We start from the raw sequence: 13,160 nt of genomic DNA, 5'->3' as shown, positions 1-13,160 counted from the left end.
GGCACGGTAGGAGTGCGGCGTGCTGGTCCACGTCGTCACCCACCCCGAGGTCCGGGTCGAGCCGCAGGTGCCGGTCCCGGAGTGGGGCCTGTCCGAGGCCGGCCGCGAGCGGTTGCGCCACCTGCTCGCCCAGCCGTGGGTCCCGCGGCTGGGGCGGGTGGTGACCGGCACCGAGCGCACGGCGGTGCAGACCGCGGCGGCGCTGGCGGCCACCGTGGGCCTGCCGGTGGCCGTGGACGCGGGCCTCGGGGGCACCGACCGGTCGGCCACCGGCTTCCTGCCGTCCGAGGAGTTCGACGCCGCCGCCGAGGCCTTCTTCGCCCGGCCGGAGGAGAGCGCCCGGGGCTGGGAGCGGGCCGTCGACGCGCAGCGGCGGGTGGTGGCCGCGGCCGGCCGGGCGGTGGCCGGGGCCGACGGCGACGTCGCGCTGGTCTGCCACGGCGGCGTCGGCACCCTGCTGCTGTGCGCGCTGCTCGGTGTGCCCGCGGACCGGCGGCTGGGCCAGCCGGGACACGGGAGCGTGTTCGCCTACGACCCGGTCACCCGGCGGATCACCCGCCCGTGGGTGCGGGTCGGCCCTCCCGGCTGACCGGACGCCGCGGCCGCCCCGGCTACGGTGGGCGGCGTGACCACCTGGGAGTACGCCTCGGTCATCACGGCCAACGACGCGGAGTCGCAGCGGGCGGGGGTGAGCGTCAAGCTCCCCGGCGGCCGGCTCGAGCGGCAGCAGGGGGACACCAGCTCGGTGCTCAACCGGCTCGGGGGCGAGGGCTGGGAGCTGGTCAGCTACCACTCCAGCGGGGCGGGCACCTGGGGGTTCGAGCAGTTCTGGCTCAAGCGCCCCTCGGGGTGATCACGATCGGGTGACGGCCCGCCCGTCGGGTCGAACGCCTGTTCGACGTGCGGCAGACTCCCCGCCGTGGGAGCCGACGTCCCTCCGGGTTGGCCGGAGCAGGTCCGCCCGCCGGGCGCCCCCGACTGGGAGGCGACGGCGGTGGCCTGGCTGTTCGACCTGGTCCCGCCGGACTACCGCGCGCACGCGGTGCTGCGCCGCTACCCGGTGCTGCTCGCCCGGTTCGCCGCCGACCACGTGCGCGCCGGGCTCGAGGCCGCGCGGGAGGGGTGGCGCACCGTCCGGGTGGAACTGGCCGACGACCTGCCGCCCGACGCGATCGAGGCCGCCGTCGCCGCCTACGAGCGGGAGGGCGCGCGCCTCGTGGCGGCCCGGCGTGGCGTCGAGGTGGTGGCGGGGGCGCTGCGCGGGGAGGTCTGGGTGCCCCGGCTCTGAGGGCGGCACCCGGGGGCCCGGTGGTGGGCACGGGCCCCCGGGGCCCTAGCCGGTCAGCCGGTCGGCCTCCCGGAGCGCGACCACCAGCGCGCCGAGCACCTGGGCGCGGGCCCCGAGCGAACCGGGGACCACGTCGAGGCGCTCGGCCGCGGCGGGGATGGCGGACTGGGCGAGCGCCCGCCGCAGCGGGTCGAGCAGCAGGTCGCCGGCGGCGCCCAGCTCGCCGCCGACGACGATGCGGTCGGGGTTGAGCGTGTTGACCAGGCCGCCGAGCACCACGCCCACGGAGGTGCCCGCGTCGGCCACCAGCCGCCGGCAGGCCTGGTCCCCGTCGACGGCGCCGGCCACCAGGGCCGGCAGGTCGCCGTACTGCGGTGCGGCGGTGCGGATGGCGTCGAGCAGGGCGCCGCCGCCGGCGGTGAGCTCCAGGCAGCCGCGGTTGCCGCAGCGGCACAGCGCGCCCGCGGGGTCGAGGCTGACGTGCCCGATCTCCCCGGCGGTGCCGCCGACGCCGCGCAGCAGGTGGCCGTCGAGGACCAGCGCCCCGCCCACGCCGGTCGCCATCTTCAGGTAGACGGTGAAGCGGGAGCCGCGGCCGGCGCCCCAGCGGACCTCGGCCAGCGCGCCCAGGTTGGCGTCGTTGTCGGCGATGACCGGGACGTCGAGCCGCCGCCGCAGCTCCAGGGCCGGGGCGCTGCCCGACCAGGTCGGCAGGATGTTCGACTGCGCCACGGTGGCCGCGACGGTCGCCGCGCCGCTCACCAGGGGCGTGGGCAGCCCGACCACCATCCCGGCGACGTCGGCGAGGGTCGCACCCGCTTCCTGCACCTGGGCGCACACCCGGGTGGCCACGGTGTCGAGGACGGCGCCGGCCTCGAGGTCGGCGACGGCCAGCGGGCCCACGTGCTCGCCCACCACCTCGTGGGAGAGGTCGGCGACGGCCACGCGGACGTGCGTGCGGCCGATGTCCACTCCGACCACCACGCCGGCCCGGCGGGTCAGCCGCACCAGGCCGGCCGGGCGCCCGCCGGTGGGCTGCGCGTCGGCGGCGTCGGACGGCGAGACCAGGCCGCGGCCCACCAGGTCGCTCACGTACCCCGACACGGTGGCCCGCGACAGGCCGGTCTGCTCCACCAGCTGGGCGCGGGTGGCCGGGCCACCCAGCCGCAGCGCCTCGACCAGCCGGCGCGGCGGCCCGGTGAGGTCGGGCAGCCACGGCCGGGGGTCCATGCGGGGATGGTCGGGGGCCGCCCCGCTTCTGTCAACGCTCGACGGAAGTCCGACGCCGAGGCGTGACCCGGGCGGGGCAGCGCCCGCTCCGCGCTCGCCCGGAGGCACCCGCCGCGGCGCGACTACAGTGGGTCGGCGGCCCTCCCGTGCCGTGCCCCTGCCGCCGACAGAGAGGACACCGCGCCGCCGTGTCGCTCCTGCGCTCGCTCCGAGACCCCGCCGACCTGAGGGCGCTGCCCGCCGACCGGCTGCCCGCGCTGGCCGCCGAGATCCGCGACGCCCTCGTCACCAGCGTCGCGCGCACCGGCGGCCACCTCGGCCCCAACCTGGGCACGGTCGAGCTGACCATCGCGCTGCACCGGGTGTTCTCCTCCCCGCGCGAGCCCATCGTCTTCGACACCGGCCACCAGGCCTACGTGCACAAGATGCTCACCGGCCGCGTCGAGGGCTTCGACCGGCTGCGCCAGCGCGGCGGGCTGTCGGGCTACCCGAGCCGCGGCGAGAGCGAGCACGACTGGGTGGAGAACAGCCACGCGTCGACGGCGCTGTCCTACGCCGACGGGCTGGCCAAGGCCTTCGCCGTCCGGGGCGACTCGCGGCCGGTCGTCGCCGTCGTCGGCGACGGCGCGCTCACCGGCGGCATGGCGTGGGAGGCGCTGAACAACATCGCCGCCGCCCAGGACCGGCCGGTGGTCATCGTCGTCAACGACAACGGCCGCTCCTACTCGCCGACCATCGGCGGCGTCGCCGACGCGCTCGGCACGCTGCGACTGCGGCCGGGCTACGAGCAGGCGCTGCTGCAGGTGCGCCAGGCGCTGCACCGCGCCCCCGTCGTCGGCTCGGCGCTCTACGACGCGCTGCACGCCATCAAGAAGGGCCTCAAGGACGTCCTGACGCCGCAGGGCATGTTCGAGGATCTCGGCCTGAAGTACATCGGCCCGGTCGACGGGCACGACGTCGAGACCATGGAGTCGGCGCTGCGCCGCGCCCGGTCCTTCGGCGGCCCGGTCATCGTGCACGCGGTCACCACCAAGGGGTTCGGCTACCCGCCGGCCGAGACCGACCAGATCGACGCCTGGCACGCCACGGGTGTGTTCGACCCCGACAGCGGCGCCAGCCCGAGCGCGGCCCGCGACTGGACGGCGGCCTTCTCCGACGAGCTGGTGCGCATCGGCGCCGAGCGGGCCGACGTCGTGGCCGTCACCGCGGCGATGCTGCACCCGACCGGCCTGGCCGCCTTCGCCGAGCGCTGGCCCGAGCGCACCTTCGACGTCGGCATCGCCGAGCAGCACGCGCTCACCAGCGCCGCGGGCATGGCGATGGGCGGGCTGCACCCGGTGGTCGCCGTCTACTCGACGTTCCTCAACCGCGCCTTCGACCAGCTGCTCATGGACGTCGCGCTGCACCGCCAGCCGGTGACCGTGGTGCTCGACCGGGCCGGGGTGACCGGCACCGACGGCGCCTCGCACAACGGCATGTGGGACATGTCGATCCTGCCGGTGGTGCCGGGGCTGCGGCTGGCCGCGCCGCGCGACGAGCCGACGCTGCGGGAGGCGCTGCGCGAGGCCGTCGAGGTGACCGACGGGCCGACGGTCGTGCGCTTCCCCAAGGGGCCGCCGCCGGTCGACATCCCGGCGCTGGAGCGGCGCGGGCCGGTCGACGTGCTGCGCCGCGGCGAGCGCGACGAGGTGCTGCTGGTCGCCGTCGGCTCGATGGTGCCGCTGTGCCTGGCCGCCGCCCAGCGGGCCGCCGACCACGGCATCGAGGTCACCGTCGTCGACCCGCGCTGGGTGGTGCCGGTCCCCGCGGAGCTCGTCGAGCTCGCCGCGGGCCACCGCCTGGTGGTCACGGTCGAGGACGGCGGCCGGGCCGGCGGGCTGGGCACCACGCTGACCCAGGCCCTGCAGGACGCCGGCCACGACGTCCCGGTGCGCGCGATGGGCCTGCCGCAGGCGTTCCTCGAGCACGCCAGCCGCGGCCAGGTGCTGGCGGACGTAGGGCTCACCGAGCAGGACGTCGCCCGCCGGATCGCCGAGTGGACCGCGGTGCTCGCCGAGCGCGAGGAGCAGGCGGCCGCCCAGCCGGTCGAGGACCCCCGGCCGTAGGAGGACCCTCCCGTCCCGCTGGGGCGCGGCGATGACCAGGTGACCTGATCATCGAGCGTCCCACCCGACCGTGGGACGTCGGGTAGGACGCGCTGCGGTGCGGTAGGACGAGCGACGGCCCGCGCCCGAGGCCGGCCGGGGGGGTGTCGTCGTGCCGCGCCGGGTGCCGCCCTCGCCGCGTGGTGCCCGACCTCACCGCGCAGCGCGAGGTCGGGCACCACGGCGCGCGGTCGGGCCGCCGGATGGGTACGCGGGACGGCCCGGGCCCCACAGGGGGACCCGGGCCGTCATCCGTGCGCCTCCGGGGGAGTGCGCCGCTCAGGCCGGCAGCGACGCCACCCCGCGGGGCAGGAACCGCGCGCCGGTCACCCGCTCGGAGACGCCGGTGCGGTCGAGGTACGCCGAGATCCCGCCCAGCCAGAAGGGCCAGCCGGCGCCCAGCAGCATGCACAGGTCGACGTCCTGCACCGCCTGGACGACGCCCTCGTCGAGCATCAGCCCGATCTCCTGGGCCAGCGCCTCCACCGCCCGCTCGCGCACCTGCTCCCCGGTGAGCGGGGAGTCGCCCGCGTCGATGCCGGCGAGGTCGGGGTCGACGACGCCCGGCTCGGAGTACACCGACGTCTTGCCGAGCTCCACCATCCGCCGCAGCCCCTCGCCGACGGCGAAGCGGTCGGGGAAGGCCTCGTGCATCCGCTCGGCGACGTGCAGCGCCACGGGCGGGCCCACCAACGTGAGCAGCTCGAACGGCGACATCGGCAGGCCCAGCGGGTCCAGGGCGCGGTCGGCGACGGCCACCGGCGTGCCCTGCTCGACGGCGGAGGTGACCTCGCCGAGGAAGCGGGTGAGCAGCCGGTTGACGACGAACGCCGGGGCGTCGGCGACCAGCACGCAGGACTTCTTCAGCGCCCTGCCGACGGCGAAGGCGGTGGCGAGCGTGGCGTCGTCGGTCCGCTCGGCGCGCACCACCTCGACCAGCGGCAGGACCGCCACCGGGTTGAAGAAGTGCAGGCCCACCACGCGCTCCGGGTGCTCGAGCTCCGAGGCCATCTCGGTCACCGACAGCGCGGAGGTGTTGGTGGCCAGCACGCACTCGGGCGAGACGATCGCCTCGACCTCGGCGAACACCTGCTGCTTGACCGACAGCTCCTCGAAGACGGCCTCGATGACGAGGTCGGCGTCGGCGAAGGCGTCCTTGGACAGCGAGCCGGTGACCAGGCCGGTGAGCTGGTTGAGCCGGTCGGCAGAGAGCCGCCCGCGCGCGGCGAGCTTCTCCAGCTCGCCGTGCACCCAGGCCACGCCCCTGTCCACGCGGGCCTGGTCGACGTCGGTCAGCACGACCGGCACCTTCAGCTGCCGCACGAACAGCAGCGCCAGCTGCGAGGCCATGAGCCCGGCGCCGACGACGCCGACCTTGGTCACCTTCCGCGCCAGGCCCTTGTCCGGGGCGCCGGCCGGCCGCTTCGCCCGCTTGTTGACCAGGTCGAACGAGTAGAGCGAGGCCCGCAGCGGGTCGCTCGTCAGCAGGTCGGTCAGGGCGTCGTCCTCGGCCGCGGTGCCGGCGGTGAACGCCTCGCCGTCGACCCCGTGGCGGGCGAGGTCCAGCAGCTCGACGGCCCGGACCGCGCCGGGGGACGCGTTGCGGGTCCGCCCGGCCACGACCGCCCGGGCGCGCTCGATCGCGCCGTCCCAGGCGGTGCGGTCCACCTCGGGACGCGACACGGCGACCGAGCCGGCGAGCACGCCGGCCGCCCACTCCAGCGACCGCTCGAGGAAGTCGGCCGGCTCGAACACCGCGTCGGCGATGCCGAGCCTCGCGGCCTTCGGCGCGGGCGTCATCGTGTTCTGCGCCAGCGCGTTCTCGACGACCACCGTGACGGCGGCGTCGATGCCGATCAGGTCCGGCAGCAGCTGGGTGCCGCCCCAGCCGGGCACCAGCCCGAGGAACACCTCGGGGAAGGCGACCACGGCCGTCGAGGCGATGGTCCGGTACGAGCAGTGCAGCGCCAGCTCCAGGCCGCCGCCGAGGGCGACGCCGTTGACGAAGGCGAACGTCGGGATCGCCGAGTCCTTCAGCCGGCGGAAGACCCGGTGCCCGGTCTCGGCCATCTCCCGCGCCTGGTCGGCCGAGGTGACCGCCGGGACGCCGGAGAGGTCGGCGCCGACGGCGAAGACGAACGGCTTGCCGGTGACGGCGATCGCCGCCGGCGCGGGGGTGTGCGCGGCGATCTCGTCGAGCGCGGCGTCCAGCGACGCCAGCCCGCCGGGACCGAAGGTCGACGGCCGGGTGTGGTCGTGCCCGTTGTCCAGGGTGACCAGGGCGATCTCGCCGGCCAGGCCGGGCACCCGCAGGTACCGGACCCGCGCCTCGGTCACGACCTCGTCCGCGAAGACGGCGGTGCTCACTCGGTGCCCTCCCAGGCCGGGTTCTCCCAGATGACGGTGGCGCCCATGCCCAGGCCCACGCACATGGCGGTCAGGCCGTAGCGGACGTCGGGCCGCTCGGCGAACTGGCGGGACAGCTGCGTCATCAGCCGCACGCCGGAGGAGGCCAGCGGGTGGCCGACGGCGATGGCGCCGCCCCACGGGTTGACCCGCGGGTCGTCGTCGGCGATGCCGAAGTGGTCGAGGAAGGCCAGCACCTGGACGGCGAAGGCCTCGTTGAGCTCGAACAGGCCGATGTCGTCGATGGTCAGGCCGGTGCGGGCCAGCGCGCGCTCGGTCGAGGGGACCGGGCCCACGCCCATCACCTCGGGCTCGACGCCGACGAACCCGTAGCCGACCAGCCGCATGCCGGCGGTCAGGCCCAGCTCCGCGGCCACCTCCTCCGCGGCCAGGATGCAGCCGGTGGCGCCGTCGTTGAGGCCCGCAGCGTTGCCGGCGGTCACGTGCCCGTGGGGACGGAACGGCGTCTTGAGCCCGGCCAGGCCCTCGAGCGTGGTGCCCGGCCGCGGCGGCTCGTCGGCGGTGGCCAGGCCCCAGCCGTGCTCGGCCGAGCGGGTCGCGACGGGCACCAGCTCCGGGCCGATCTGCCCGTTGGCCACGGCCTTGGCGTACCGCTGCTGGCTGGCCAGCGCGAAGGCGTCGGCCCGCTCGCGGGTCAGGTGCGGGAAGCGGTCGTGCAGGTTCTCGGCGGTGGCGCCCATGACGAGCGCGGACTCGTCGACCAGCTTCTCGCTGAAGAACCGCGGGTTGGGGTCGGCACCCTCGCCCATCGGGTGGCGGCCCATGTGCTCCACCCCGCCGGCGATGGCGACGTCGTAGGCGCCGAACGCGATGCCGCTGGCGGTGGTGGTGACGGCGGTCATCGCGCCGGCGCACATCCGGTCGATCGCGTAGCCGGGCACCGACCTCGGCAGCCCGGCGAGCAGGGCGGCGGTACGGCCGATGGTCAGCCCCTGGTCGCCGATCTGGGTGGTGGCGGCGATGGCGACCTCGTCGACCCGCTCGGGCGGCAAGGCCGGGTTGCGGCGCAGCAGCTCGCGGATGACGCGGACGACGAGGTCGTCGGCGCGCGTCTCGGCGTAGACGCCCGTCGGGCCGGCCTTGCCGAACGGGGTGCGCACGCCGTCGACGAAGACGACCTCACGCAGCGGGCGTGGCCGCTCTCGAGATGACACAGGACCTCCGCGGGGATCGGTACCGGCCGGTACGGCTCGGCACCGGTCAAGTTACCCGCCGGTAACCGCAGGGTCGAGCGGGACACGGCCCGGGGAGGGAGGCGTCACCCGCCGTGGGGGGCACCCGCCCGGGTCACCCGTCGAGGTCACGGTCCGGCAACGCCGTCGGCGGCCTCTTGCACCCGCTGTGACACAGCGCGCATCCTGACCGCCGCACTTCTGCGCATTCCCGACAGAACGGTGGACCCCCATGGCGCGACGGCGCACCCTCATGACGGCCCTCGCGGCCTCCCTCGTCTTCAGCCTGGCCGCCTGCGGCGGCGACAGCGGCGGCGGCGACTCCGGCTCCGGCGGCGGCGGTGGCGGTGGCGGCGAGTCCGCCGGCCGGGTCGGCGTCATCCTCCCCGACACCGAGTCCTCGGTGCGGTGGGAGAACTTCGACCGCCCCTACCTCGAGGCGGCCTTCGAGGAGGCCGGTGTCGAGTACGACATCCAGAACGCCGAGGGCGACGCCCAGCGGCAGGCCACCATCGCCGAGCAGATGATCACCGAGGGCGCCACCGTCCTGGCGATCGTCAACCTCGACTCGGCCTCGGGTGCGCAGATCCAGGAGCAGGCGGCCAACGAGGGCGTCCAGACGATCGACTACGACCGGCTGACCCTCGGCGGCTCCGCGGAGTACTACGTCTCCTTCGACAACACGGAGGTCGGCCGGCTGCAGGGCCAGGGCCTGCAGCAGTGCCTGGAGGCCAACGGCGTCACCCAGGGCAACATCGCCTTCCTCAACGGCTCGCCGGACGACAACAACGCCACGCTGTTCTCCTCGGGCGCCCACGAGATCCTCGACCCGCTGACCCAGTACACCCAGGTCGCCGAGCAGGCCGTCCCCGAGTGGGACAACCAGGAGGCGGCGACGATCTTCGAGCAGATGTACACCCAGAACGGCGGCAACATCCAGGGTGTGCTGGCCGCGAACGACGGCCTGGCCAACTCGGTGATCCAGATCCTCGGGCGCAACAACGCCGCGGGCGCGAACAACGTGACCGGTCAGGACGCCACGGTCGAGGGCCTGCAGAACATCCTCAACAACGACCAGTGCATGACGGTCTACAAGTCGGTCCGCGAGGAGGCCAACGCGCTGGCCGAGCTGGCCGTCGCGCTGCTCAACGGCGAGGAGGGCGAGACCACCGGCACCGTCGAGGACACCGAGGCCGGCCGGGACGTCCCGTCGGTCCTGCTCACCCCGCAGGCGATCTTCCGCGACAACGTCAAGGACGTCGTGGACGACGAGTTCGTCTCCGCCGACGAGCTGTGCACCGGCGACTTCGCCGCCGCGTGCTCGGAGCTCGGGATCGAGTAGTGGTCAGCAGCCGCCGGGGCGCCGATGATGGGCGCCCCGGCGGCTGCCGCCGCCCTGTTCCCGCTCCACCCCGCCCCACCCAGCTCGACCGAGAGGCCCGGCGTGTCCGCACCCACCGACCGTCCCGAGGACGGCACCCCCACCCTGGAGCTCCGCGGCGTCAACAAGAGCTTCGGCGCCATCCAGGTCCTGCACGACGTGCACATGAAGGTCTACCCCGGCCAGGTCACCGCGCTGGTCGGTGACAACGGGGCGGGCAAGTCCACGCTCATCAAGTCCATCGCCGGCATCCACGCGATCGACTCCGGCGAGTTCCTCTTCGAGGGCAAGCCGGTCACCGTCGGCGGCCCGCGCGAGGCCGCCGCGCTCGGCATCGAGATCGTCTACCAGGACCTCGCCCTGGCCGACAACCTCGACGTCGTCCAGAACATGTTCCTCGGCCGCGAGCGCAAGAACGGCATCCTCCTCGACGAGACGTCGATGGAGGAGGCGGCCCGGGACACCCTGAGCAAGCTCTCCGTCCGGACCCTGAAGTCGGTGCGCCAGCTCGTCTCCAGCCTCTCCGGCGGTCAGCGGCAGACGGTCGCCATCGCCAAGGCCGTGCTCTGGGAGTCCAAGCTGGTCGTCCTCGACGAGCCGACCGCGGCCCTCGGCGTCGCGCAGACCCGGCAGGTCCTCGACCTGGTCCGGCGGCTCGCCGACACCGGGCACGCGGTGGTCTTCATCAGCCACAACATGGTCGACGTCTTCGAGGTGTCCGACCGGATCGCGGCCCTCTACCTGGGGCGGATGGCGGCCGACGTCCCGATCTCCCAGGTCGACCGTCCGCAGGTCATCGAGCTCATCACGGCGGGCCGCTCGGGCAACCTGGGCATCGCACCCGCCGACGCCGCAGCGGTGGAGGTCTGAGCATGTCGAGCACGCTGTCCACCCCCACCAGCGCGCAGGAGCCGGGCGGCGCCCCGTCCGGCTTCGAGGCCGACCGCAGCGCGGACTCCTTCGGCGCGACGGTCCGGGCCTACGTCGACCGGGTCCGGGGCGGGGACCTCGGCGCCCTGCCGGCCATCCTCGGCATCGTCGTCCTCGGCCTGCTGTTCTTCGCGCTGCGGCCGGAGACCTTCCTGACCCCGCGCAACATGGCCAACCTGGCCGACCAGGCGGCGCCGATCATCATCCTGGCGATGGGGCTGGTCTTCATCCTGCTGCTGGGCGAGATCGACCTGTCCGCCGGTGTGGTCAGCGGCGTCTGCGCCGCGGTCATGGCCAAGCTGCTCGCCGACGCCGGCGCGCCCTGGTACGTCTCGGTGCTGGCCGCCATCGTCACCGGCGTGGTGATCGGGTTGTTCACCGGCAGCCTGGTCGGGATGGTCGGCATCCCGTCGTTCGTGGTCACCCTCGCGCTGTTCCTGGGCTGGCAGGGCTTCACGCTGCGGCTCATCGGCGAGGGCGGCACCGTGCCGGTGCGCGACCCGGTGATCTCGGCGATCAGCGACAAGAACGTGCCGGTCGCCCTCGGCTGGGTCCTCGCGCTGCTCACCATCGCCGTGTACGCCGCGCTGCAGCTCAACCGGTTCCGCGTGCAGAAGGCGCGGGGCCTCGCCCACGCCCCGCTCGCCGTGGTGCTGGTGCGCATCGGCGTCATCGCGGCCGTCGTCGTCCTGGTGACGGCGGTGCTGAGCGTCGACCGGGCGCCGGCCGTCGGCGTGGTCCTCGCCGGCATCCCCTACGCGATCCCGCTGGTCGTCCTCCTGCTGCTGCTGCTCACCTTCGTGCTCGGCCGCACCAGCTTCGGGCGGCACGTGTACGCGGTCGGCGGCAACGCCGAGGCGGCCCGGCGCGCCGGCATCAACGTCACCCGGATCCGGGTGGCCGTGTTCGTCATCGGCTCGACCCTGGCGGCGATCAGCGGCATCGTCGCGGCCGCCCGGCTCGGCTCGGTGGCGCCGGGGTCCGGCGGCGGCAACACGCTGCTCTACGCCGTGGGGGCCGCGGTCATCGGTGGCACCAGCCTCTTCGGCGGCCGGGGACGGGTGCGAGACGCCGTCCTGGGCGGCCTGGTGGTGGCGATCATCGCCAACGGACTCGGCCTGCTGGGCACCGAGGCGTACCTGAACTTCATCATCACCGGCGGCGTGCTGCTGCTGGCCGCCAGCGTCGACGCGCTGGCCCGGCGGCGGGCGGCGGCCACCGGCCACTGAGGAAGGACCCCCTCGCACCCCACCGCTCGCACGCTCGCGGCGGGGCCCTGCGAGGGGGCCGTTCCCACACGTCACCACGCGGGGCCCGCCGTCCGGTTCCGGACGGCGGGCCCTCCGGCGATCAGGCGCGGGTGGCGGCGTCGGTGAGCAGGTCGCGGGTGAGCTCGACCTGCCACTCGCGGGCACCGCCGGCGCGCAGCGCCGCGGCGATCGTGCCGGGGTCGCGCGGCTCCGGCGGGGCCCACATCAGCCGGCGCACGAGGTCGGGGGAGAGGACGTTCTCCACCGGCACGGCGTGCTTCTGCGACAGCTCGGCCAGCGCGGTGCGGGCCGCCGCCAGGCGGGTGGCCGCGGCCGGGTCGCGGTCGGCCCAGCGGTTGGCCGGCGGCGGCCCGTCGCCCGGGCGGCTGTGCGGCGGCAGCTCGTCGTCGGACAGCGCGCGGCCGCGGGTCAGCGCCCCGAACCACGTGCCCACCAGCTTGCGGTTGGCCCGGCCGCGGAACACCGGCAGCTCCAGCAGCGCGGCCTCCGTCTGCGGGTCGGCCTGGACGGCGGAGACCATCGCGGAGTCCGGCAGCACCCGCCCCGGGGCGACGTCGCGCCGGCGGGCCAGGTCGTCGCGGGCCTGCCACAGCGAGCGCAGCATGCCCAGCTGGCGGCGGTTGCGCAGCCCGTGCACCCCCGACGTCCGCCGCCACGGGTCCTGCTTCGGCGCCGGGGGACCGGCCGCCAGCACGGCGGCGAACTCCTGCCGCGCCCACTCGGTCTTGCCCTGCTCCTCGAGGATGGCGGCCAGCGCGTCGCGCAGGTCGACCAGCACCTCGACGTCGAGGGCGGCGTAGACCAGCCACTCCTCGGGCAGCGGCCGGGTGCTCCAGTCGGCGGCCGAGTGGCCCTTCTGCAGCGAGTACCCCAGCAGCGACTCGACGACGGCGCCCAGCCCGACCCGCGGCAGCCCGGCCAGGCGCGCGGCCAGCTCGGTGTCGAAGATGCGGGCGGGCACCATGCCGACCTCGGCCAGGCAGGGGAGGTCCTGGCTGGCGGCGTGCAGCACCCACTCCTCGTCACCGATCGCGTCCTGCACCGCGGACAGGTCGCCCAGCGGGACGGGGTCGACCAGCCCGGTGCCGGTCCCGGCGCGGCGCAGCTGCACGAGGTAGGCGCGCTGCCCGTAGCGGTAGCCGGAGGCGCGCTCGGCGTCGACCGCGACCGGTCCGCTGCCGGCCCGCAGCGCGTCGGCGTAGGCGGCCAGCGCCGCCGGGGTCTCGATCACCGGGGGGAGGCCGTCGCGCGGGGCGAGCAGGGGGGTCGGGGCGGGCTCGTCGCTGCCGTCGTCCGCAGCGTCGGGCAGGGGCTCGG

Annotated in this window: 11 protein-coding genes; 7 read left to right on the top strand and 4 right to left on the bottom strand. The window is 75.3% G+C overall.

The genetic code is table 11. The features are described 5' to 3' along the window. The first annotated feature begins 19 nt into the window (after window positions 1–19). The 3 genes from BLQ97_RS11480 to BLQ97_RS11470 all read left to right on the top strand — a co-directional run bounded on the left by BLQ97_RS11480 (window position 20) and on the right by BLQ97_RS11470 (window position 1,288). A complete protein-coding gene (locus tag BLQ97_RS11480; protein WP_091366018.1) occupies window positions 20–589 on the top strand; it encodes a histidine phosphatase family protein in 570 nt (189 codons plus the stop codon). A gap of 36 nt (window positions 590–625) precedes the next feature. Further along, window positions 626–853, top strand: coding sequence for a DUF4177 domain-containing protein (locus BLQ97_RS11475; RefSeq protein WP_091366402.1), 228 nt, complete (start codon window positions 626–628; stop codon window positions 851–853). Between the two features lie 66 nt (window positions 854–919). Continuing rightward, window positions 920–1,288 carry a hypothetical protein gene (locus BLQ97_RS11470; protein ID WP_091366017.1) on the top strand — a complete coding sequence of 123 codons (369 nt, stop codon included), beginning with the start codon at window positions 920–922 and terminating at the stop codon, window positions 1,286–1,288. A gap of 45 nt (window positions 1,289–1,333) precedes the next feature. Here the strand turns inward: BLQ97_RS11470 and BLQ97_RS11465 are convergent, their stop codons facing one another. Beyond that, window positions 1,334–2,518, bottom strand: a complete 1,185-nt coding sequence (locus tag BLQ97_RS11465; RefSeq protein WP_091366016.1) for an ROK family transcriptional regulator — start codon at window positions 2,516–2,518, stop codon at window positions 1,334–1,336. A gap of 188 nt (window positions 2,519–2,706) precedes the next feature. Between BLQ97_RS11465 and dxs the strand changes: the two genes are divergently transcribed. Next, entirely contained in the window at window positions 2,707–4,623 is a 1,917-nt protein-coding gene (gene dxs, locus BLQ97_RS11460; protein ID WP_091366015.1) for a 1-deoxy-D-xylulose-5-phosphate synthase, read from the top strand. 318 nt (window positions 4,624–4,941) lie between these two features. Here the strand turns inward: dxs and BLQ97_RS11455 are convergent, their stop codons facing one another. Continuing rightward, window positions 4,942–7,029 (bottom strand): 3-hydroxyacyl-CoA dehydrogenase NAD-binding domain-containing protein, encoded by a 2,088-nt coding sequence (locus BLQ97_RS11455; protein ID WP_091366014.1) that lies wholly within the window; start codon window positions 7,027–7,029, stop codon window positions 4,942–4,944. Beyond that, window positions 7,026–8,243 carry a thiolase family protein gene (locus BLQ97_RS11450; RefSeq protein WP_091366013.1) on the bottom strand — a complete coding sequence of 406 codons (1,218 nt, stop codon included), beginning with the start codon at window positions 8,241–8,243 and terminating at the stop codon, window positions 7,026–7,028. Before BLQ97_RS11450 ends, BLQ97_RS11455 begins: the two co-directional genes overlap by 4 nt. A 250-nt stretch (window positions 8,244–8,493) precedes the next feature. On the opposite strand from BLQ97_RS11450, the gene BLQ97_RS11445 reads away from it, so the two are divergent. The 3 genes from BLQ97_RS11445 to BLQ97_RS11435 all read left to right on the top strand — a co-directional run bounded on the left by BLQ97_RS11445 (window position 8,494) and on the right by BLQ97_RS11435 (window position 11,801). After that, complete coding sequence (locus tag BLQ97_RS11445; RefSeq protein ID WP_091366012.1) at window positions 8,494–9,603, top strand: sugar ABC transporter substrate-binding protein; 1,110 nt, start codon at window positions 8,494–8,496, stop codon at window positions 9,601–9,603. Window positions 9,604–9,705: 102 nt separating this feature from the next. Further along, the gene (locus BLQ97_RS11440) at window positions 9,706–10,512 is read left to right on the top strand and encodes an ATP-binding cassette domain-containing protein (protein WP_245692082.1); all 807 of its coding nucleotides are present in this window, start codon (window positions 9,706–9,708) and stop codon (window positions 10,510–10,512) included. 2 nt (window positions 10,513–10,514) lie between these two features. Then, a complete protein-coding gene (locus BLQ97_RS11435) occupies window positions 10,515–11,801 on the top strand; it encodes a sugar ABC transporter permease (RefSeq protein WP_091366010.1) in 1,287 nt (428 codons plus the stop codon). 121 nt (window positions 11,802–11,922) lie between these two features. Here BLQ97_RS11435 and BLQ97_RS11430 read toward each other — a convergent pair whose 3' ends face one another. Further along, a complete protein-coding gene (locus BLQ97_RS11430) occupies window positions 11,923–13,074 on the bottom strand; it encodes an HRDC domain-containing protein (protein ID WP_245692081.1) in 1,152 nt (383 codons plus the stop codon). Between the last annotated feature and the right edge of the window lie 86 nt (window positions 13,075–13,160).

It is taken from the genome of Geodermatophilus telluris, assembly GCF_900102745.1.
Taxonomy (GTDB): Bacteria; Actinomycetota; Actinomycetes; order Mycobacteriales; family Geodermatophilaceae; genus Geodermatophilus; species Geodermatophilus telluris.
The sequence above is the reverse complement of the archived record's forward strand: the minus strand, read 5'-3'. Positions and strand labels throughout refer to the sequence as shown.